Source organism: uncultured Sphingopyxis sp., from assembly GCF_900078365.1.
Classification (GTDB): Bacteria; Pseudomonadota; Alphaproteobacteria; order Sphingomonadales; family Sphingomonadaceae; genus Sphingopyxis.
This window is the reverse complement of the sequence record NZ_LT598653.1, coordinates 493,933-514,375: the sequence shown is the minus strand read 5'-3', so window position 1 is coordinate 514,375 and position 20,443 is coordinate 493,933. Positions and strand designations below refer to the sequence as shown.

The window sequence follows — 20,443 nt, the reverse complement described above, 5'->3', positions numbered from 1 at the left end:
CGCCTTCGCGGGCGCGACGGGCTATTCGAACGGCTTATCGATCGACGGCGGCGGCTCGGAGAACCATTTCGGGCCGCCGTCGGTCATGTAGAAACAATCCTCGAGCCTTATGCCGAACTCGCCCGGAATATAGATGCCGGGTTCGTTCGAGAAACACATGCCCGGCGCGAGCTTCGTCGTTTCGCCGCGCACCAGATTGACCGGCTCATGCCCGTCGAGGCCGATGCCGTGGCCGGTGCGATGCGAGGTGCCGGGCAGCTTGTAGCCGGGACCCCAGCCGAGGCTTTCATAATAAGCGCGCACCGCGTCATCGACCTTGCCCGCCGGCGTACCAACCTTCGCCACGGCGAAGGCGACGTCCTGCCCCTTGCGCATCTGGTCCCACACCTGACGCTGGCGCTGGCTGGCTCTGCCGTAGACAAAGCTGCGCGAAATGTCCGACTGATAGCCATGCACCGTCGCGCCGCAGTCCATCAGCACGACTTCGCCTTCCTTCACCGCCTGCGGCTTGCCGCTGCCGTGCGGATAGGCGCTCGCCTCGCCGAGCAGGATCAGCTCGAACTCACTCCTGCCGCCGAGCGCGGTGGTCGCAGCCTTCATGATCGCGCCGATGTCGGCGGGGGTCATCCCCGCCTCGATCCGCGGCGCGGTGTGGCGATAGGCGGCGAGCGTGATGTCGGCGGCGATCTGCATCAGCGCGATTTCCGCGGGCGACTTGTGCATCCGGCATCCGCGCACGACCGGCGCGCCGTTGACGACGGTCGCCTGCGGCATCGCCTTTTCGAGCCCATCGACCGCGAAATAGCGCACCGTTTCCTCGACGCCGATCCGGCCCTTCGCCAGCCCGCGCTTGCCGAGCCACGCCGCGACCGCCGCGAGCGGATTCTCGTCCTCGTTCCACGTCAGCACCTCGGCCTCGATGCCGAGACTCTCCCGCACCGAAGGCTCCTCGAAGAAGGGGGTGACGATCGCCACCTCGCCTTCGCGCGTCAGCACCGCGGCGGTCAGCCGCTCGCTGCGCCACCATTCGACGCCGGTGAAATAGATGAGGCTCGACCCCGGCTCGATCAGCAACGCACCGATGTCGTTGGCCGCCATCAACTCCTTCGCCTTGGCGATCCGCGCCATGCGCTCTGCCTTGCCGATCGGGACAGCCTTCGCCGCGAGATTGGGGAGACCCGCGGTATCGGCGGCAAGCGCCGGCGCGGGCAACGTGGCAACCAAGCCGCCAATTGCTGCCGTGCCCAGAAATTGCCGCCGGTGCATCATTTTTCTCCGTCAGTTTCGGGGCGTCATCGGTATCGATTGGACGACAGGCGGCTCCTTGTCGAATCTGCGCCTCATCTCTTCATTGCGTCGATCACTATGTTGTGCCGTCAAGTCGCGGCACATCCGTTGGGTGGCCTGTGTGCCGAGTGCGTAGGGGTCCGCCGCGACCTCAGCCCATGACAGTCCATCGGCAACGCACATCATGTCGTGGAAGTCCCTCGCGGAAAATTTGTCAAAATAATAGAGCAACAATCGTCCGCGTCGCGTCGCGACAACTGATGCGGTCTGAACTTCGTCGATCAGCGGTATCGCCCAGACGACATTGTCGCCCATTTCGATCACCTTCGTCGATGCCGCCACGGCATCGAAGGGGCGATAGGCCCAAGCTTTCGGAGGGATCTCGCGGATCAGCAAAACATTGACCCTGCCATCGGACGCCTTGCCCTCGATCACATAATCGGGCTTCGCCTTGCGGGCCTTCCACTCGTCCAGCATGGCTAGCTGTTCGGTCGGTGGCGGCTTACAATCGACGCCCGACATATACATGCCCACCCAGATCATCCCCGGTGCGACCGGCCCGTCCGGAAGACGGTCCCATTGGATTTCCATTCGGCACACATTGATCTTACCATTGCGCTGTTCGATCCGGCCCTGATTATAATCGTCGAGCGTTGCATAGTCACCGTAGGGCCTCGCGTAGAACACGCCCTTGCGGGGTGTCACCGCGCCGATGACGATCCACGGACGCGAGGAGTCGGCAGGATATATGGCATAAGAACCAACCTGCGGCTTATATTCGGGGTCGCGCGCTTCTTCCGTCGCTCTTTTACGAAGCAGGTCGGCGATATAGCGATTGGATTGCTGTCGACTTTCGTAATCGGTCCCGCCCGGAATAAGCAGCGTGACGGCCTCACGCTTCACATAGGCAGCGGGCTCCTTGGCCGCACAACCAGCAATCGGAAGCGCGAGGGCCGCGCAAGCGACCACCGTAAGACATCGTCTCCCCCTCAGCACCCTCTGTTCCCTCTCATCGATAAATCAGCAAATCTCCGATTTCCCCGCGCCACGCCGCCTCTTCTGGCAGAGCCAGCGTATCGAGGTCGCCGGGGTCCGCGCCCGCATCGTCGACCCACTTGCGCAGGCCGGGACCGCCGTTGATCACATCGATCGCGAGCACATCGTCGGTATATTCGTACTTGAAATCCTTGCCGCGCCAGATCGGATAATCCGGATAGAGCGAGCGGATCGCCTTGAACCCCAGCGCCTGCACGCGCCACGGGCGGAAGGCTTCATGGTCGTACCAGCCACCCTCGGCATGGATATGGATGCCGCTGTTGAGCTGTTTCATATGCTTGTGGAAGGTCGGTTCGAACCAGATGTCGCGCAGCTTGCATCCGGTGAGCCATTCGGGCGCGAGCCGCTGCATTTCGGCGATCACCGCGCGCGCATCGATGTCGGGGGCGCCGAACAATTCGAGCGGGCGCGTCGTGCCCCTGCCCTCGCTCAAGGTCGCGCCTTCGACCATCACCGTGCCCGCATAGGCGCGCGCCATGTTGACGTTCGCGGCATTGGGGCTGGGGTTGATCCACACCCGCTCCGCCGGCCAGCCGAAGCCGGACCCTTCGGGCTCCCATCCCTCTATTTCGATCACGCGATAATCGACGTCGAGCCCGAAGTGACGAATGAACCAATGCCCCATCTCGCCCATCGTCAGGCCGTGGCGCATCACCATCGGCCCGGCGCCGACGAAGCTTTCCCAGCCGGACAGAAGCCGCGTGCCCTCGACCGGGCGCCCAGCCGGGTTGGGGCGGTCGAGTACCCACACCGCCTTGCCGTGCGCCGCGGCGGCTTCGAGGATGTAGAGCAGGGTCGTCACATAGGTGTAGATGCGGCAGCCGAGGTCCTGCAAATCGACGAGCATCACGTCGAACGTTTGCATCGACTGGCCCGACGGCCGCCGCACTTCGCCGTACAGGCTGAACACCGGCATGCCATAGGTCGGGTCGGTGAAGTCGGGCGACTCCATCATATTGTCCTGCAGGTCGCCGCGCACGCCGTGCTGCGGCCCGAACACCGCGGTGACATGGACCCCCGCCGCGACGAGCGCGTCGAGGCTGTGGGTCAGGTCGGCGGTGACCGAGGCGGGATGCGCGAGCAGCGCGACGCGCTTGCCTTCGAGCGGTTTGCGCAAAGCCGGGTCGGCGAGCAGGCGGTCGATACCGAAAAGCGTCGTCATGCCCGCCCGCGTGCCTCAAGCGTCAGGGCAAAGCAATCGGGATGATGGAAGTCGGGCTTGCCCGGCGGATGCGCCAGCGCCCAATAGCTTTTGGTGCCGTCGAGTTCCTCGATCACCGCGGACAGCGCGAGCTTCGCGCCGATGTCGGGGAAGATGCCGGGTTCGACGCGCAGCGCATAGCCTTGTTCGCCGCGCTCGGCGACCATTTCCCACGGCGCGAGTTCGTCGGAGCGCAGCAGCGAGCGGTAATCGTCGAACTGGTAACAGGCCCAGCGCCCGTCGGGGCTGTAATTGAACTCGGTATAGTCGGGCTGGCCTTCTTCGGTCAGAAAGGCTTCGAAACAGGTGCTTTCCCACAGGCCGTCGGTCGCGCTGTCGGCGATGACCAGCTCGCCCTCGCCGTGCGGCAGCACGAGGTCGGCGATCGCACCATCGACGATATAGCGCAGCGCGAACCCATCCTCGAACGACAGGCTGACCTCGACCGCGACCGACCGCACCGCCTTGGCCGGCGTGTCGGGGTGACAGATCAGCTCCTTGCGCATGCTATCCAAATATCAAACCCCATGCTAAGCGCCCGCCCGCTATGACGAACTATAAATCCGACCTGCTGCGCCTTCTCGACGAGCGAGGCTATATCCATCAGACGACCGACGCGGAAGGGCTCGATGCGCTCGCGGCGAAACAGATCGTCCCCGGATATATCGGCTTCGACGCAACCGCGCCCTCGCTGCACGTCGGCAGCCTTGTCCAGATCATGATGCTGCGCCGCCTGCAACAGACGGGGCACAAGCCCGTCGTGCTGATGGGCGGCGGGACGACGCGGATCGGCGACCCGACGGGCCGCGACGAAAGCCGCAAGATGCTGTCGGACGCGACGATCGCCGCGAACATCGCGTCGATCTTCAGCATCTTCCGGCAGTATCTGACCTTCGGCGACGGACCGACCGACGCGGTGATGGTCAACAATCAGGACTGGCTCGGCAAGCTCGGCTATATCGAGCTGCTGCAGGAAGTCGGCACCCACTTCACGATCAACCGCATGATGACCTTTGATTCGGTCAAGCTGCGGCTCGAGCGCGAGCAGCCGATGACCTTCCTCGAATTCAATTACATGATCCTCCAGGGCTATGATTTCCGTCATCTTTCGAAGGCGATGGGCGTGCGACTGCAGATGGGCGGATCGGACCAGTGGGGCAATATCGTCAACGGCATGGAGCTGGGCCGCCGCATGGACGGCGCCGATCTCTATGGCCTTACGACTCCGCTGCTGACCACCGCCGCGGGGGCGAAAATGGGCAAAACGGCCGCTGGCGCCGTCTGGCTTAATCCCGAACAACTGTCCCATTTTGACTATTGGCAATATTGGCGCAACTGCGACGACCGCGACGTCGGCAAATTCCTCAAGCTGTTCACCGACCTGCCGCTGGACGAGATCGCGCGGCTCGAAGCACTCGAAGGCGCCGAGATCAACGAGGCGAAGAAGATTCTCGCCAACGAGGCGACCGCGATGTGCCGCGGCGAAGAGGCCGCCAAAACCGCTTCGGACACCGCCGCGCAAACCTTTGAAAAGGGGCAGATCGGCGGCGACCTTCCGCAAGCCGTCGCGCCCGCCGCAGGGATCAGCGTCGTCGATGCGCTGCGCAAACTCGGGTTCGCAGGCTCGAACAAGGAAGCCCGCCGCAAGCTCGACGAGGGCGCGGTGAAGGTCGATGGCGCGGTCGTCCGCGACCCGCAGCACCGAATCCAGCCCGGCGCCGACCCCGTTCCGCTGAGCCTCGGATCAAAAAAACATGGCCTTGTGGTGCGGTAAGGCGCACAAAAGCGTTTACCACTTCTTCAGCAATCGGATGGATCGTTCATGGCAAAATCAACAAGGTCCACGAACATGCGCAAGATCGACACCAGCAAGGCCCATTATGTCGGCCTCGACCAGCGGATCGCTCCGCGTAGCGACGTCTATTGCCGCCTGCCCTTCGTCATGCCCGACGGGCGGCAGGAAATGTGTACCTGCGTCAACATCAGCGCCGACGGCCTGTTGATGCGCTTCGAACGCGGGCTGGAGCCCGGCGACCTCGTCGTGTTCCGCATGCCGATCATCGGCCGCACCGCGGCGAAGGTCGTCTGGTCGCTCGGCGGCAAGACTGGTGTACAGTTCGACAAGTCGATCTCGGTTGAGGATTATCTGCCGATGATCCGCGCCATGGGCGCGCGGGGCGACATCAACTAGGGCTTCCCGATAGCGTCGCCCCCGCGAAGGCGGGGGCCGCTGGAGGTTTACGCAACAACGAAGAACCAGACCGACAACGGCCCCCGCCTTCGCGGGGGCGACGCTTGTTTATCCACTCCGCAATAACGGCACCGCCGCATCGCGCTCGAACAGATAGAGACAGAGGCGTACCGCTTCGGCCCTTGCGCCCTCCATGCCGCCATCGCGCTCGACGAAGAGCCGCGCATCGTCATGCGCGACCGGCAACAGCCGGACCAGCTGTTCGGGGGTCGCGAGCCGGTAGTCGGCGTCGCCCGATTGCTTGAGCCCGAGCAGTTCGCCGCCGCCGCGCAGTTCGAGGTCCTTTTCGGCGATCACGAAGCCGTCGTTCGTCTCGCGCATCAGCGCCAGCCGCTCGCGCGCGGTTTCGGAGAGATTTTGCGAACGCAGCAGCAGGCATACCGACTTCGCCGCTCCGCGCCCGACGCGGCCGCGAAGCTGGTGGAGCTGCGCGAGCCCGAAATTCTCGGCATGTTCGACGATCATCAGGCTGGCGGCGGGCACATCGACTCCGACCTCGATCACCGTCGTCGCGACGAGGACCCCGGTCTCGCCGGCCTGGAAGCGCGCCATGACCTCGTCCTTCTCGGGGCCCTTCATCCGGCCGTGGACGAGGCCGACGCGCGCGTTGCCCAGCCGCGCGCGAAGCAGCGCGGCGCGATCTTCGGCCGCGGCGAGTTCGCTCCCCTCGCTTTCGGCGACGAGCGGGCACACCCAATAGGCTTGCGCGCCCGTCGCAAGGTGCCGGTCGAGCGAGTCCACAACATCGTCAAGCCGATCGAGCGAGATGACGCGCGTATCGACCGGGGTCCGGCCGGGCGGCATTTCGTCGATCTGCGACACGTCCATCTCGCCATGATTGGCGAGTTGCAGCGTGCGCGGGATCGGCGTCGCGGTCATCACGAGGAGATGCGGCGGTCGCGCCGCCTTTTGCGTCAGCATCAACCGCTGCGCGACGCCGAAGCGATGCTGTTCGTCAACGACGACGAGCGCCAGATCGCGGTAATTGACCGCCTGCTGGAAGATCGCGTGGGTGCCGACGAGGATGTCGATACTGCCATCGGCGAGCCCCATCAGGGTGGATTCCCTCGCGCGGCCCTTGTCGCGCCCGGTGAGGATCGCGAGGTTCACCGGCAGGCCGCCGAGCATGCGCTGCAAGGTTGCATAATGCTGGCGCGCGAGGATTTCGGTCGGCGCGAGCAGTGCCGCCTGCGTCCCCGTCTCGACCGCGGCGAGCATCGCGCGCAAGGCGACGAGCGTTTTGCCCGATCCGACATCGCCTTGCAGCATGCGCAGCATCGGCGTGTCCTGCGCCATATCGCCCGCGATCTCGCGCCCGACGCGCTCCTGCGCGCCGGTCAGCCCGAACGGCAGCCTGAGTGCTTCGGCAAGCCGGCCGTCGCCGGCGATCGCCCGGCCCTTGCGCGTGCGCAGGCCCTGCCGGATCAGCATCAGCGCGACCTGGCTCGCGAAAATCTCGTCATAGGCGAGCCGGTCGCGCGCCGCCTCGTCGCGCGGGCTGGCGTGGGCGCGCTCCATCGCCTCGTTCCACGCGGGCCATCCGCGACTCGCGAGCAGGGGCGCGTCGATCCACTCGGCCAGCTCGGGCCGCCGTTCGAGCGCCACGGCTGCGAGCTGCGACAGGCGCGCGTTGGTCAGCCCTTCGGTCAGCGGATAGACGGGCTCATGCACCGCGATGCCCGCCTCGTCGCCGGGCTCGGCGACATGGTCGGGGTGGACGATCTGCCGCATGTCGCCATAGAGGTCGAGCCGCCCCGACACGCGGCGCTTTTCGCCCAGCGGAAAGAGTTTCCTCGCCAATCCCGAGGTCCGCCCGAAATAGACGAGCCGGACATGATCGCCCGCGCTGTCGAAGGCTTCGACGCCGAAGGGCGCACGCGGGCTGCGGCCGGGGCGATAGTCCTGCGCGGTGAGCTCGACGATGATCGTCTGTCCCGCCTGCGCCTGATCGAGCCGGTCGACCGGGAAGCGCGAGATCAGGCCCGTCGGCAAATGGAACAGCACATCGACGACGCGCTCGAGCCCGAGCCGCGTCAGCGGCTTGGCAAGCTGCGGCCCGACGCCTTTCAGGTCGGTCAGCGCGGCAAAGAGCGGATTGAGTATCTCGGGTCGCATCGGTGATCTCGTCTAGCGCGGACGGAACGATCTTGCACCTCCCCTCTCCCCTTGCGGGAGAGGGCAGCGAGACTTACGAGCTTGCTCGTTAGTCGCAGCGGGTGAGGGGTTGCGCTTGCAAAGCAAGCGCGTGCTCGCCATGCGAGCACTCACCCTCATCCAACTTCGCCTAGCCGCAAAGCGGCAAGGCTTCGTATCCTTCTCCCGTCAAGGGAGAAGGGAAAGAGAAACAGATGCAAGACCGCCTCAAACGCCTCAAATTCCGCGCCTGGCACCGGGGCACGCGCGAGGCCGACTATATGATCGGCGGCTTCTTCGACCGTTATGCGTCCGGATGGAGCGAGGAGGAGCTCGCATGGTACGAGGCCGTTGTCGAAGAAGATGACGTCGACATCATGGCCTGGGCGCTCGGCACCGGCGAGCCGCCCGCGCATCTCGACCGGCCCGAGATGATCGCAGCGATGCGCCGGCTGGACTATATTCCGCTGCCATGACCCTGCCCGCCGCCGACATTTTTGCCGCGATCGGTTCGGCACCGGCGCCGCTGACGCTGGCGCGCGCGGCCGACGGCTTCCTGCCGCTGCTGCTCGCCGATCTGGCGCGCGCGAGCGACAAGCGGCTTGTTTATGTCGCGACCGACGATGCCGCGATGCAGGCGGTCGCCGACGCAGCGCCCTTCTTTGCGCCCGATCTGATCGTCCACCGCTTCCCTGCGTGGGATTGCCTGCCCTATGACCGTGCAGGCCCGTCGATGCGTGTCAGCGCCGACCGGCTCGCGACGCTGTCGGCGCTGCAACTGCCGCCGAAGCGCGGCGAACTCATCCTGACCACCGTCGCCGCGCTCACCCAGCGCACGCTGACGCCCTTTCGCATCCGCCAGCTCGCGACGACGCTCGCGCCGGGCCAGCGCATCGACCGCGACGCGCTCGCCGAGCTGCTCGTCTCGAACGGTTTCAGCCGCGTCGACACCGTCGCCGACCAGGGCGAGTTCGCGGTGCGCGGCGGCATTCTCGACCTCTTCCCCGCCGGCAAGGAGAACGGGCTGCGCGTCGATTTCTTCGGCGACGAGATCGAGAGCATCCGCCGCTTCGACCCCGCCGACCAGCGCAGCCTCGGCCCCGCCAAGGCGTTGCAACTGCTCCCGGCCAGCGAAACCCTGCTCGACGAAGCGACGATCAAGCGCTTCCGCTCGGCCTATCGCGAATTGTTCGGCGCGCAGGCAACCGGCGATCCGCTCTATCAGGCGGTGAGCGACGGGCGGCGGCAGGCGGGCATGGACCATTGGCTGCCCTTGTTCGAGGAGCGGCTCGCGACACTGTTCGACCATATCGACCCCGCGACCCCGGTACTGCGCGGCCACCGCACCGAGGCGACCGCCGAGACGCGCTTCGCCGCGATCGCCGATTACCATGCGAACCGCGTCGCCGCCGAGCGCGAATCGCCGGGGAGCTATCGCCCGCTAGCGCCCGAGACACTCTATCTGACCGAGGCGGAATGGGCCGGAGCGGCAAAAGAGCGCCCGATCCATATCGTCACCCCCTTCGACGTCCCCCCCTCGGCGACCGTGGTCGACCTCGAAAGTTTCGCCGCGCGCGATTTCACGCCCGAGCGGACCGCCGACGAAAATGTCTATGCGAAGGTCGCGGACCATTTGTCGGACGAGCGCCGCAAGGGACGGCGCACGATCATCGCGAGCTATTCGGGCGGTGCGCGCGAACGATTGGCAGGGTTGCTGAAAGAGCATGGCGTCGATGGGTTGGCGCAGGTCGATACGTGGCAGGAGGCATTGGGCGTTTCCTCTCCCCTCCCGCTTGCGGGAGGGGTCGGGGGTGGGCAGACGGCTCAACCGTCATCTGCGGACAAGCCCACCCCTAGCCCCTCCCGCAAGCGGGAAAGGGATCATGTCGCCCTGATCGTCCTCCCCCTCGACCATGGCTTCGCCTCCGATGCGATCAGCCTGCTCACCGAACAGGATATTCTCGGCGAACGCCTCGTCCGGCGGCAGAAGCGCCGCAAGAGCGCCGACGCCTTCCTCGCCGAACTCGCGACGCTCAGCGTCGGCGACCTCGTCGTCCACCTCGATCATGGTATCGGCCGCTATGAAGGCCTGACCCAGATACCGGTCGGCAGCAGCCCGCACGACTGCGTCGCGCTCACTTATTCGGGCGGCGACAAGCTCTACGTCCCGGTCGAAAATCTCGACGTCCTGTCGCGCTACGGCGGCGAGAGCGAGGGCGTCGGCCTCGACAAATTGGGCGGCGAAGCGTGGCAGCGCCGCAAGGCGCGAATGAAGGAGCGCATCCGCGAGATCGCGGGCGAACTGCTCGCGACCGCGGCGCAGCGCGCGCTGCGTTCGGGCGAATTGCTAGCGCAGGACGCCGCCTATCCCGCCTTCGCCGACCGCTTCCCCTATCAGGAAACCGACGATCAGGACCGCGCGATCGGCGACGTGCTCGCCGACATGGCGTCGGGGCGCCCGATGGACCGGCTCGTCTGCGGCGACGTCGGTTTCGGCAAGACCGATGTCGCGCTGCGCGCCGCCTTCGTCGCCGCGATGGCGGGGGTGCAGGTTGCCGTGGTCGTCCCGACCACCCTGCTCGCGCGCCAGCATTACAGCAATTTCGTCGAACGCTTCAAAGGCTTCCCGGTCAACATCGGCCGCCTGTCGCGCCTCGTTCCCGCCGCCGAAGCGCAAAAGACGCGCGATGGGCTGGCGAGCGGCCAGATCGACATCGTCGTCGGCACCCATGCGGTGATCGCCAAGGCGGTCGAGTTCAAGAATCTCGGCCTCGTCATCGTCGACGAGGAACAGCGTTTCGGCGTCGTCCACAAGGAGCGGCTGAAGCAGCTCAAGGCCGACGTCCACGTCCTCACCCTCACCGCGACCCCGATTCCGCGCACGCTGCAGATGGCGATGTCGGGCCTGCGCGAGCTTTCGGTCATCCAGACGCCTCCCGTCGACCGCCTGGCGGTGCGGACTTACGTGGCGCCGTGGGATCCCGTCGTGATCCGCGAGGCGCTGCTGCGCGAGCATGATCGCGGCGGGCAGAGCTTCTTCGTCACCCCGCGGATCAAGGACCTGCCCGACATCGAGCTATTCCTGCGCACGCGGGTGCCCGAGATCAAATATGTCGTCGCGCACGGCCAGATGGCGCCGGGCGAGGTCGAGGAGCGGATGAGCGCCTTCTACGACCGCAAATATGACGTGCTCGTCTCGACCACGATCGTCGAAAGCGGGCTCGATATTCCGAGCGCGAACACGCTGATCGTCCACCGTGCCGACCGCTTCGGCCTCGCGCAGCTCTACCAGCTCCGCGGCCGCGTCGGGCGGTCGAAGACGCGCGCTTACGCCTATCTCACCACGCTCGAAGGCGGCGCGATCACCGACACCGCCGAAAAACGCCTCAAGCTGCTCGGCGACCTCGACACGCTGGGCGCGGGTTTTCAGCTCGCGAGCCACGATCTCGACATTCGCGGCGCGGGCAATCTCGTCGGCGACGAGCAGTCGGGGCATATCCGCGAGGTCGGTTTCGAACTCTACCAGTCGATGCTCGAGGAGGCGATCCTCGTCGCCAAGGCCGAGGGCATGGGCGCCGCGCCCCCGCGCGAAGCCTTGTCGCCCGTCATCACCGTCGACGCGCCGATCCTGATCCCCGAGGATTATGTTCCCGACCTGCCGCTGCGCATGGCGCTCTATCGCCGCCTCAACGAGGCCGGGGATCGCGCCGCGCTCGACGGCTTCGCGGCCGAAATGATCGACCGTTTCGGCCCGCTGCCGCCCGAAACCGCGAACCTGATCCAGCTGATGGAGATCAAGGCGAACGCCAAGGCCGCCGGCATCGCCAAGCTCGACGTCGGCACCAAGGGCGCGCTGGTCAGCTTCCATGGCGACCAGTTCGCGAACGTCCCCGGGCTGATCGCCTATGTCGAGCGGCTGAAGGGCCGGGCGCGTATCCGCCCCGACAACAGGCTGTCAGTCAGCGGCGATTGGGTCAGCACCGGCGCGCGCCTCAACGGGGCGCTGCAACTGTCGAAGGGATTGGGGAAGCTGGCGCGGCAGATCGCCTAGGCAGCCGGCCCAGCCGATCGGCGTCGCACCGCTTCGCGCGCGCGCATCAGGCCGGAAAACAGGCGCCGCCGTCGCGGCGTGCCGATGGCGATCGCGCAGTCGAACATCGTACGGCGGTCACGCCAGAAGGCGCCGCCGCTATGCGCGCCGGGCGACGCACAGGTGTCAAAGAACGTGTCGGGCTCGGCGCCGACCTGTTCGGCCACATAACGCATCAACAACAATCCCGGCGCATAGCTTCGCAGCGCCTCGTCATAGGTCATCTTGAACCCGAACCCGCGTTTCCCGGAAACGAACCAGCTCGACATCGCGGCCACGCCGCCAGCAGTCGTCAACCGCGCGATACGAAGCTGGCCGCGCCGCTGCCCTTCGCGCACCACCTCGCGGAACAGCGCCTCGGTGTCCGGCGCGCAGCCGATCGCGCTCCCCGCGCGCCCTTTCCACCCCGCGCCTTCGAGCGCGAGGAACGCATCGATCCACGGCTGCGCGTCGTCGCCCTGGCCCAGCATCTCGTATCGCACCGGGCCATGATCGCGTTCGAGCCGCCGCGCCAGGCTGCGGGCGCGCGACGCCGCCTTGGCGTCGGGCGCCGCCTCGCTTCCGGGCCGGCGCGCCGGGCGGTCGAAGCGATTGACAAGATGCAGCGGCCGCCGGTCGTCGGCGCACAGGCCGACAAGCGCGGCGGCAACGGGATTGTCGGCGGCGAACTGGTGACAATGGATGAGCAGCGCCCCGTCGGCATGCGCATCGAAATGATCGAGCAACAAGCGCCAGAAGCGGAAAGCGGCGCGCGGCAACACCAAAGGCGCGCCCAGAAACTGGTTGGTCGCCGTCCACGTCCGCCAATTCGCGACCGGCCAGCGCCCGAAGCGCGGCGCGCGGACCAGCGGCAACAAACCGATCCAGCGTCCCGCCGCGTCGGCCGCTATGGCGATACGGACATCGTCGGGTGCCGCGCAATGGCGCAGCGCGGCATCCATGAACCAGTGCTGGGCAAAGACGTTCGCCGCCCCCGCCCGATCCGACAATTGCGTCCAGCGGGCGTGGTCGCATGGTCCGAGGTCGGCCCAGCGCAGCAGCCGGACGGTATCGCCGCCGTTCGCGCTCACCGTCTCGCCCGCCGCCGCAATTCCGGCGCGGAGGTCGCTGGCGAAATCATGGTGGATCATAAGAGCCCCACACGGCGCGCGGCGCGCGCGGCAAGCGCGCGCAGTCGCGGCCGCTCCGTCCAGGCCGGCGGACGCGACGTGCCAAGGCCGATCCGGCGCAGCAGCGGGTTGACCGCCAGCGCCTCCGCCGCCGCAAGACTCCAGTCGCTTTGCCAGGTCACCGACAGCGAAATCGACGCCGACGCGCCGGCGCGCACCCAGTGCGGCGCCGAATAAGGAACATAGAGCGCATCGGCCGGCGCCAGATGGTGTATCGTTGCCGCGGCCTCGAACTCGGGCCGCCATGGCAGCATATTTTCGCCCGCCCGGTGATGCGCCTCGCGGTTGGCGAGCGACAGGAAGGGCGGCGATGACGGATAGGTCGCGAACGCCTTGTCGCCCGCGATCTGGAACAGGATATTATACTCGGCATCGAAGTGAAATGGTGTCAGCGTGCCGGGCGCCGAGACGAAGATGAACGCGCGGAGCGAGCGTCTGGCCCCGGTCCGCGGGACGATCGCCCCGTCGAGGTCGGCCATCAGCGGGGGCAGCACCTCGCGATAATGCGGCAGCCGCTCGATTCCGCGCAGCATGACCCATTGCCGGCCGGTGGCGATCGCCCGCACGCTGTCGCCGACACTGGCCTCCCCCGCGCTCGCCATCGCGAAATCGCAGCCGTTGGCCGCATCCGCGACACGCCGTTCGACATCGCTCGCGGGAAGCTTCCCCGCGGCGTCGGCGAGTGCGGGCAGCGTGAACAGCGGGTGATCGGCAAGTCGATGGCGCAGCGTCGCGGACGCGAGCGGATAGGCGTCGGCGAATCGATCGCCGTGCGTCGAGCCCCATATCGTTGTGCCATGTCGTGCGACGGCCATAAAACCCCCGCGCCGCGCGATAAGATCGAAGGTTGAAAGGCGCGTTAACGCCGTCCACGTACCCGCCGCAGCCCGCGCGGCCGACCGCCTACAGCAGCGCCGCCAGATCGCCGGCCGGAACCGGCCCCGACTTGAGAAACCCCTGCCAGGTCGCGACGCCGAGCTCCGACAAGCGCGCCAATTGCCGCTCATTCTCGATCCCCTCGGCCACCACGAGCAGCCCGAGCGCGCGCGCCAGGTCGACGATCGCGCGCACAACGATGCGGTCGCGGTCGCTGCCGTCGATCGTGCGGGTGAAACCGCTGTCGATCTTGAGATAGTCGATCGGCAACCGCGCGAGCAGCGACAGGCTGGAATAGCCGGTGCCGAAATCGTCGATCGCGACCGCGACGCCGAGCGCGCGGATCTGCGCGAGCTGGTCGGCGGCGCTCGCCGGGTCGCTCAGCATCGCCTGTTCGGTGAGTTCGAGCGTCAGCCGGTCGGGGTCGACCTTCGCCGCTTTCGCCATTGCCGCGAAGCGCCCGGCGAATTCGGGGTCGCCGAGATCGGCGGCGGTGATGTTGAGCGAAACGCGCAGCTTGGCAAGCGCCCGCGGCCATGTCGCCATTTCGGCGAGCGCGACGCGGTGCGCATGTTCGGTGAGCTCGCATTCGAGCCGCGCGGCGCGCGCCGCGGTCACCAGCGGCCCGGCGCCGAGCAGCCCGAGCTCGGGATGCTGCCAGCGCAGCAGCGCCTCGACCCCGGTCATCTCGCCGGTCGCGACGTCATATTGCGGCTGATAATGGATCACGACCTCGTTGCGCGCGAGCGCGGCGCGGACCATCACGCCGTCGCGCGCCGACGCCGGCCGCGCGAGTTGGTCGCCCGCGGCGCGCAGCTGCTCGGCGACCGATTCACCCTGCGTGATCAGCGCCGCGGCGATGCGGATCGACAGGCGGCCGTGCGGATCGCCGACGATCGGCTCGGCGAGCGCGACGTGCAGCGCGCGTTCCTGCGCGCGAAGCGCGCCGAGCGACAGCGGCGTCGCGGGCACGATCAGGAAGCGCGGCCCGTCGAGCCGGTCGACGCACGATCCCTGACCGAATTCGTCGCTCGCGAAATTTTCGAGCCGCCGCCCGATCTCGTCGAGCACCGAATCGCCCGTCGCCGTCCCGGCGCTGTTGTTGATGCGCGCCATCTGGTCGACCTGAACCAGAATGACGCCGACGTCGGCGTCGTACCGGGCGTGCATGGCTTCGAGTTTGCGGGCGCAGGTGAACAGGGATTCGGACAGGCGATTCATTGCGCCTTCCTAACAGGCTTTCCTTGCCAAGTTCGTGCCTTTTGCACCACAATATGTCCGTGGCTGTCCCATTATCTCACTACGCCGCGTCGCCGGCGCCCCTGATCGACGGACTTGGCCGGCGGATCAGCTACTTGCGCCTGTCGGTGACCGATCGCTGCGACTTGCGTTGCCGTTACTGCATGGCCGAAGACATGGCCTTCCTGCCCAAGTCGGCGGTGCTCAGCATCGAGGAAATGGCCGAGCTCGCAGCCCGCTTCGTCGCGCGCGGCGTCCGCCGCATCCGCCTCACCGGCGGCGAGCCGCTCGTGCGGCGCGGGATCGACACGCTCGCGACGCGCCTCGGCGCGCTGATCGGCCACGGGCTCGACGAACTGACGCTGACCACCAACGCGATGCGGCTCGCCGAACATGCGCCGATGCTTGCGGCGGCGGGCGTCCGCCGGATCAACGTCAGCCTCGACACGCTCGATCCGGCGGCGTTCCGGCACATCACGCGCGTCGGCGATCTCGATGTCGCGCTGCGCGGGATCGACGCGGCGCGCAGCGCGGGGCTCGCGGTCAAGATCAACATGGTCGCGCTCGCCGGGCTCAACGAGGATCAGCTGCTCCCGATGCTCGACTATTGCGCGGCGGCGGGCTGCGACCTCACGCTGATCGAGACGATGCCGCTCGGTGAGATCGAGAGCGACCGCAGCGATCACTACATCCCGCTCCACCATTTCGTCGCGCCGCTGCGCGAGGTGCGCGCCATCTATCCGGTCGACAAACGCACCGGCGGCCCCGCGCGCTATTTCGCGGTCGAGGACAGCCCGGTGACGCTCGGCCTGATCACGCCGCTCAGCGACAATTTCTGCGCGACGTGCAACCGCATCCGCCTGACCGTCGAGGGCCGCATCTATATGTGCCTCGGCCAGGACGATCATGTCGATCTGCGCGCTGCGCTCCGCGACGGCGGCGATGTCGACGGCTTGATCGATCGCGCTTTGGCTGGCAAACCCCGCGCGCATGACTTTCATATCGAACGAAAGTCCAAACCGGCGGTCGCGCGTCATATGAGTGCAACGGGCGGCTGACAGGCCGTCCGCGAGGGGACCAGGATGCAACGCAAGATCGCACTCGTCGCGTCGAACGCGCCCGCGGCCATGGAAGCGGAGGCCGACCTGCGCCCGCTCTACGATTTCGTCGAGCTGGCCGAGGCCGACCTTTTGATCGCGCTCGGCGGCGACGGGTTCCTGCTGCACATGCTGCACCAGTTGCTCGACCAGCGCCGCAGCCTCCCCGTCTTCGGGATGAACCGCGGCACGATCGGCTTTCTGATGAACGAGTTTCGCGTCGAGGGGCTGCTCGACCGCATCGCGGCGGCACGTCCCTATCTGATCCATCCGCTGTCGGGCGACATCACGACGATCAGCGGCGAGCGGCACATTTTGCCCGCGATCAACGAAATCTCGCTGCTCCGCGAAACGCGCCAGGCGGCGAAGCTCGAGGTGATGATCAACGAGAGGACGATGCTCGAGGAGTTGGCGTGCGACGGCGTGCTCGTCTCGACCCCCGCCGGATCGACCGCCTACAACCTCAGCGCCAACGGCCCGATTCTGCCGCTCGATTCGGCGATGCTCGCGATCACGCCGATCAGCCCTTTCCGCCCGCGGCGCTGGCGCGGCGCGCTCGTCCCCGAATCGACGAGCATCCGCTTCAACGTCCGCGAGGCCGCGAAACGCCCGGTCAGCGCGGTCGCCGACCAGCGCGAAATTCGCGACGTGAAGACGGTATTGGTGACCACCGACCGCAGCCGGCCGCTGACTTTGCTGTTCGATCCCGACCAGGGCCTCGACGAACGCATCGCGATGGAACAATTTGTCGTCTGAGAGTGACAAAGCCGCCGAAAGCCTCTTGATAATTATATCGGTTGGCGGCAAAGGGACCGCCTTGCCCGCATCGGCGGCGTGTTCCTCGGTAGCTCAGCGGTAGAGCAATCGACTGTTAATCGATCGGTCGTAGGTTCGAATCCTACCCGGGGAGCCACTTTCTTGTTTCACAAGCTTTCATAGGGCTCCGAAACCCTTACTTTTCCGGGGTTTCCCGGGGCGATTATACCTGTCTTGCTCAGCTGCCTTTTTTTTGCGCGCGCGCCGCCCGGACGCCCGCGACGAACTGCTCCTTGGTAACCTTTACCGCCAATCCCTTGTCCGACAGGAAAAACGCCGCGCGCGGCATGGTGATATTGCCTTCGCGGGTGATCAGCACCGCGCCTTGCGGCGCCATCGCCTTGACCTTGCCGAGCACCGCCGCGCCATCGGCGCTGCGCACTTCGGCTCCCGGCTTCAACGCTTCGTCGACCGCTGCCGCATCGGCCTCCGCCTCCTTCAGCACCGCGAAGATTTTCGCTTTCGGCGCTTTCAGCGCCGGCCCCTTTCCGGTCATCAGAAAGGCGCCCTTCGATACCACCAGCCCGCTGCCATTGACCGCGACCGCCACCCTGTCGCCCTCCACCTTGACGATCCGGCCGATCTCTTCGCCATTCTGATCATAGACTTTGGTGCCGGGCGTCAGCGCAGCGGATCGCGCCGCCTCTTGCGCCTGAGCGGGAGGGATGGCGGACATCACCGTGCCGACGAAGCATAACGCGGCAAGAAGGCCGAAAAATTTGGACATGGGACGCTCCTCTCGAACAGCGATGTCCCCGTGCCGTATCGTGCGGCCCCGCGCCAAACAGCATGTTGTCCGGCCGTGCCGCGGACGCGGCGAGCCGACCGGGCCAAGGTGCCGCGGCGTTTATGTCAAGCGGGTCAGATGCTCGACAAGCAGGGGCTGGAGCCGGCGTATCTCTTCCCGATGCGCCGAGGAGAGGCCCGACAATATTTCGGTCGCCCGGGGCGTGAGCCGCAGCAGCGCACGCCGCCGATCCAATGGTGCGGGCTCGCGCCGGACGAGGCCGATCGCTTCGAGCCGGTCGATCAGTCCGGAGGCGGTGTGCGGCTTCACGAGCAGGCGCTGCGCCACATATCCGACCGTCGCACTGTCGGGGTCCGCCGCCCGGATCGCGAGCAGTGCCTGATGCTGTTGCGGCGTCAGCCCTGCTTCCCCCGCCTTGGCTTCGCTGAACATCTGAAAGCGCCGCAGCGCGAAACGAAATTCCGCGAGCGCGGCATAGTCGGTATCGGTCAAATCAGAAGCCATGCAATCCTCGGGTTGAATTATATCGTGTCACGATATAATTGGCCGCTCCCCAATTTCATGAGGCACGGTGTGAGCCTTCTTTCTGCACGGGCGATCCCCGGCCATCAACTGGCTGACCACAGCGTCGATCGCCGAATGATATTGCTGGCCTGCATGGCGCCGGTCATCGGGACCGGCGGCGCATTCGGCGCATGGCTGCTGCTCAAATCGATCGCGATCGCCACCAACCTCTTCTGGTTCGGCCGTCTTTCGGCGCAAGAAGCCGAAATCACCGATGCCACCGTGGGCCTTGCCATGGTGGCGATTCCGGTGATCGGCGGCCTGATCATCGGCGCGATGGCGCGCTTCGGCTCGGAGAAGATCAGGGGTCACGGCATTCCCGAAGCGATCGAGACGATCCTGTTCGGCGAAAGCAGGCTGTCGCTGAAAGTTGCGATTCTCAAACCGATCTCGGCGGCCATTTCGATCGGAAGCGGCGGGCCGTTCGGCGCCGAAGGCCCCGTCATCATGACCGGCGGCGCGATCGGATCGCTCTTTGCCCAATGTTTTCACCTGAGCGCCGCGGAACGAAAGACGTTGCTGGTCGCGGGCGCGGCGGCCGGCATGGTCGCGATATTCGGGACCCCAATGGCCGCGATCCTGCTGGCGGTCGAAGTTCTCCTGTTCGAGTGGAAGCCGAGAAGCTTTGTGCCCGTCGTGATCAGCGTGCTCGTGGCCGCGGTGTGGAGACCCGAGTTGATCGATCAGGGGCCGATGTTTCCCGCCATCTGGCCGCTTCCGGCCACCGGCTGGATTATCGCCGCGGCCGCCGGGATCGGCGTGGCCGTCGGATTGCTCGCGGCGCTCCTCTCCAGCCTTCTCTACCGGATCGAAGACCTGTTCCACCGCCTTCCCGTCCACTGGATGTGGTGGCCGGCGATCGGCGCGGTCGTCGTCGGCGTGGGCGGATTGATCGATGCGCGTGTCCTGGGTGCCGGCTATTCCAATATCCAGACGCTGGTCGACGGCTCGATGGCCTTGCGCGCGGCAATCGTCCTGCTGGCGGTCAAAGCGGTCGTCTGGCTTGTCGCCCTGGGCTCCGGGACATCGGGCGGCGTGCTCGCCCCGCTCCTGATTCTCGGCGGAGCGGCGGGTTGCATCGCCGGCCTGTGGCTGCCGGGCTCGACGGGTTTCTGGGCCATGATAGGCATGGCGGGAATCATGAGCGGCGCCATGCGCGCGCCGCTCACCGGCGCCATATTCGCCGCCGAACTGACGGGCCGTTTCGACGCGCTTCCAGCAGTGATCGCAGCGTCGGGATTCGCCTATGCGATCAGCGTGCTTTGCATGAGGCGCTCCATCCTCACCGAAAAAATCGCCCGGCGCGGACGGCACATCCTGCAGGAATATACCGTCGACCCGCTCGATTTGCAGCAGGCGGGCCAGCTTATGACCCCCGACCCCGCAACCCTGCCGGCGGACATGACGGTCCAAGCCGCGTTGCGCTTCTTTACCGAAGAGGCGACCCATCGCAGCTATCCGGTCGTGGATGCCGAAGGGCGTCTGGTCGGGCTCGCATCGCGATCGGACGCCCTTCGATGGAAAGCGGGCGCGTTCGACGAGAATATTTCGCTCGCCGAAACGCTTTCGGACGCGTCGCAGACCACCGCATATCCCGAAACCCCGTGCGGCGTCATTGCGGACCTCATTGTCGAGACGGGTGTCGCCCGGGTGCCTATCGTCGATCGGGACACGCACAAGGTCGTCGGCATCCTCTCGCGGCAGGACTTGCTCAAGGCGCGAAGGGCGCAGCGGAGTTCAGAGACGCGGCGAACCAGATTCGGCCGATAGGCATCGCTTCTTTGCGTGGATCGGCAGGAGCCATCCGGCCGGTCAGTGGTTGACCCTCGTGTTCTGCACCTCTAGCCTTGCTGCGATGCACAAAAGGGACAATCTCCCTCTTCCGCCACCGCTCACGGAATGGGCGGCGCGGCAAC

The 20,443-nt window shown here is 66.4% G+C and carries 17 protein-coding genes and 1 tRNA gene; 8 read left to right on the top strand and 10 right to left on the bottom strand.

The window, feature by feature from the left end; all coding sequences use genetic code 11:
* Positions 1 to 21 precede the first annotated feature (21 nt).
* From QZL87_RS02290 to QZL87_RS02275, 4 genes are all read right to left on the bottom strand, one after another.
* The gene (locus QZL87_RS02290) at positions 22 to 1,266 is read right to left on the bottom strand and encodes a Xaa-Pro peptidase family protein (protein WP_295327129.1); all 1,245 of its coding nucleotides are present in this window, start codon (positions 1,264 to 1,266) and stop codon (positions 22 to 24) included.
* A gap of 12 nt (positions 1,267 to 1,278) precedes the next feature.
* Positions 1,279 to 2,190, bottom strand: a complete 912-nt coding sequence (locus tag QZL87_RS02285; protein WP_295323262.1) for a hypothetical protein — start codon at positions 2,188 to 2,190, stop codon at positions 1,279 to 1,281.
* Positions 2,191 to 2,296: 106 nt separating this feature from the next.
* Positions 2,297 to 3,505 (bottom strand): DUF1343 domain-containing protein, encoded by a 1,209-nt coding sequence (locus QZL87_RS02280; RefSeq protein WP_295323260.1) that lies wholly within the window; start codon positions 3,503 to 3,505, stop codon positions 2,297 to 2,299.
* Positions 3,502 to 4,050, bottom strand: a complete 549-nt coding sequence (locus QZL87_RS02275; RefSeq protein WP_295323259.1) for a DOMON-like domain-containing protein — start codon at positions 4,048 to 4,050, stop codon at positions 3,502 to 3,504. The genes QZL87_RS02280 and QZL87_RS02275 overlap by 4 nt, the downstream gene beginning before the upstream one ends.
* A 41-nt stretch (positions 4,051 to 4,091) precedes the next feature.
* Here QZL87_RS02275 and tyrS point away from each other — a divergent pair, with 41 nt between their 5' ends.
* Positions 4,092 to 5,318: a tyrosine--tRNA ligase gene (gene tyrS / locus QZL87_RS02270; RefSeq protein WP_295323257.1), complete on the top strand. Its 1,227-nt coding sequence runs from the start codon at positions 4,092 to 4,094 to the stop codon at positions 5,316 to 5,318.
* 75 nt (positions 5,319 to 5,393) lie between these two features.
* Positions 5,394 to 5,735, top strand: coding sequence for a PilZ domain-containing protein (locus QZL87_RS02265; RefSeq protein WP_295323255.1), 342 nt, complete (start codon positions 5,394 to 5,396; stop codon positions 5,733 to 5,735).
* A gap of 108 nt (positions 5,736 to 5,843) precedes the next feature.
* Here QZL87_RS02265 and recG read toward each other — a convergent pair whose 3' ends face one another.
* A complete protein-coding gene (gene recG / locus QZL87_RS02260) occupies positions 5,844 to 7,910 on the bottom strand; it encodes an ATP-dependent DNA helicase RecG (RefSeq protein ID WP_295323253.1) in 2,067 nt (688 codons plus the stop codon).
* A gap of 233 nt (positions 7,911 to 8,143) precedes the next feature.
* On the opposite strand from recG, the gene QZL87_RS02255 reads away from it, so the two are divergent.
* Complete coding sequence (locus QZL87_RS02255) at positions 8,144 to 8,404, top strand: succinate dehydrogenase assembly factor 2 (protein ID WP_295323250.1); 261 nt, start codon at positions 8,144 to 8,146, stop codon at positions 8,402 to 8,404.
* Positions 8,401 to 11,979, top strand: a complete 3,579-nt coding sequence (gene mfd / locus QZL87_RS02250; protein ID WP_295323248.1) for a transcription-repair coupling factor — start codon at positions 8,401 to 8,403, stop codon at positions 11,977 to 11,979. The genes QZL87_RS02255 and mfd overlap by 4 nt, the downstream gene beginning before the upstream one ends.
* Here the strand turns inward: mfd and QZL87_RS02245 are convergent.
* From QZL87_RS02245 to QZL87_RS02235, 3 genes are all read right to left on the bottom strand, one after another.
* A complete protein-coding gene (locus tag QZL87_RS02245; protein ID WP_295323246.1) occupies positions 11,976 to 13,148 on the bottom strand; it encodes a GNAT family N-acetyltransferase in 1,173 nt (390 codons plus the stop codon). The two genes, mfd and QZL87_RS02245, sit on opposite strands and share 4 nt — an antisense overlap.
* Positions 13,145 to 14,002, bottom strand: coding sequence for a transcription factor jumonji, JmjC (locus tag QZL87_RS02240; RefSeq protein ID WP_295323244.1), 858 nt, complete (start codon positions 14,000 to 14,002; stop codon positions 13,145 to 13,147). The genes QZL87_RS02245 and QZL87_RS02240 overlap by 4 nt, the downstream gene beginning before the upstream one ends.
* Before the next feature lie 88 nt (positions 14,003 to 14,090).
* Positions 14,091 to 15,284, bottom strand: a complete 1,194-nt coding sequence (locus QZL87_RS02235) for a GGDEF domain-containing phosphodiesterase (protein ID WP_295323242.1) — start codon at positions 15,282 to 15,284, stop codon at positions 14,091 to 14,093.
* A 53-nt stretch (positions 15,285 to 15,337) separates the two neighbouring features.
* Between QZL87_RS02235 and moaA the strand changes: the two genes are divergently transcribed.
* The 3 genes from moaA (at position 15,338) to QZL87_RS02220 (ending at position 17,312) form a co-directional block, all read left to right on the top strand.
* Complete coding sequence (gene moaA, locus QZL87_RS02230; RefSeq protein ID WP_295323239.1) at positions 15,338 to 16,360, top strand: GTP 3',8-cyclase MoaA; 1,023 nt, start codon at positions 15,338 to 15,340, stop codon at positions 16,358 to 16,360.
* 24 nt (positions 16,361 to 16,384) lie between these two features.
* On the top strand, positions 16,385 to 17,155 hold the full coding sequence (locus tag QZL87_RS02225) for an NAD kinase (protein WP_295323237.1): 771 nt from the start codon (positions 16,385 to 16,387) through the stop codon (positions 17,153 to 17,155).
* Positions 17,156 to 17,237: 82 nt separating this feature from the next.
* Positions 17,238 to 17,312 (top strand) — tRNA-Asn (locus QZL87_RS02220).
* 81 nt (positions 17,313 to 17,393) lie between these two features.
* Here QZL87_RS02220 and QZL87_RS02215 read toward each other — a convergent pair.
* Both QZL87_RS02215 and QZL87_RS02210 read right to left on the bottom strand, forming a co-directional pair.
* Complete coding sequence (locus tag QZL87_RS02215) at positions 17,394 to 17,942, bottom strand: hypothetical protein (protein ID WP_295323235.1); 549 nt, start codon at positions 17,940 to 17,942, stop codon at positions 17,394 to 17,396.
* Between the two features lie 120 nt (positions 17,943 to 18,062).
* The gene (locus tag QZL87_RS02210) at positions 18,063 to 18,467 is read right to left on the bottom strand and encodes a helix-turn-helix domain-containing protein (RefSeq protein ID WP_295323233.1); all 405 of its coding nucleotides are present in this window, start codon (positions 18,465 to 18,467) and stop codon (positions 18,063 to 18,065) included.
* A gap of 69 nt (positions 18,468 to 18,536) precedes the next feature.
* Between QZL87_RS02210 and QZL87_RS02205 the strand changes: the two genes are divergently transcribed.
* Complete coding sequence (locus tag QZL87_RS02205) at positions 18,537 to 20,297, top strand: chloride channel protein (RefSeq protein WP_295323230.1); 1,761 nt, start codon at positions 18,537 to 18,539, stop codon at positions 20,295 to 20,297.
* Positions 20,298 to 20,443: the final 146 nt, after the last annotated feature.

Bases quoted from the DNA above. Each gene is read 5' to 3' on its own strand.
- QZL87_RS02265 (WP_295323255.1), top strand. From the start codon at position 5,394: ATGCGCAAGATCGACACCAGCAAGGCCCATTATGTCGGCCTCGACCAG.
- QZL87_RS02225 (WP_295323237.1), top strand. From the start codon at position 16,385: ATGCAACGCAAGATCGCACTCGTCGCGTCGAACGCGCCCGCGGCCATG.
- QZL87_RS02280 (WP_295323260.1), bottom strand. From the start codon at position 3,505: ATGACGACGCTTTTCGGTATCGACCGCCTGCTCGCCGACCCGGCTTTG.
- moaA (WP_295323239.1), top strand. From the start codon at position 15,338: ATGTCCGTGGCTGTCCCATTATCTCACTACGCCGCGTCGCCGGCGCCC.
- mfd (WP_295323248.1), top strand. From the start codon at position 8,401: ATGACCCTGCCCGCCGCCGACATTTTTGCCGCGATCGGTTCGGCACCG.
- recG (WP_295323253.1), bottom strand. From the start codon at position 7,910: ATGCGACCCGAGATACTCAATCCGCTCTTTGCCGCGCTGACCGACCTG.
- tyrS (WP_295323257.1), top strand. From the start codon at position 4,092: ATGACGAACTATAAATCCGACCTGCTGCGCCTTCTCGACGAGCGAGGC.
- QZL87_RS02215 (WP_295323235.1), bottom strand. From the start codon at position 17,942: ATGTCCAAATTTTTCGGCCTTCTTGCCGCGTTATGCTTCGTCGGCACG.
- QZL87_RS02290 (WP_295327129.1), bottom strand. From the start codon at position 1,266: ATGCACCGGCGGCAATTTCTGGGCACGGCAGCAATTGGCGGCTTGGTT.
- QZL87_RS02275 (WP_295323259.1), bottom strand. From the start codon at position 4,050: ATGCGCAAGGAGCTGATCTGTCACCCCGACACGCCGGCCAAGGCGGTG.
- QZL87_RS02240 (WP_295323244.1), bottom strand. From the start codon at position 14,002: ATGGCCGTCGCACGACATGGCACAACGATATGGGGCTCGACGCACGGC.
- QZL87_RS02210 (WP_295323233.1), bottom strand. From the start codon at position 18,467: ATGGCTTCTGATTTGACCGATACCGACTATGCCGCGCTCGCGGAATTT.
- QZL87_RS02235 (WP_295323242.1), bottom strand. From the start codon at position 15,284: ATGAATCGCCTGTCCGAATCCCTGTTCACCTGCGCCCGCAAACTCGAA.
- QZL87_RS02245 (WP_295323246.1), bottom strand. From the start codon at position 13,148: ATGATCCACCATGATTTCGCCAGCGACCTCCGCGCCGGAATTGCGGCG.
- QZL87_RS02255 (WP_295323250.1), top strand. From the start codon at position 8,144: ATGCAAGACCGCCTCAAACGCCTCAAATTCCGCGCCTGGCACCGGGGC.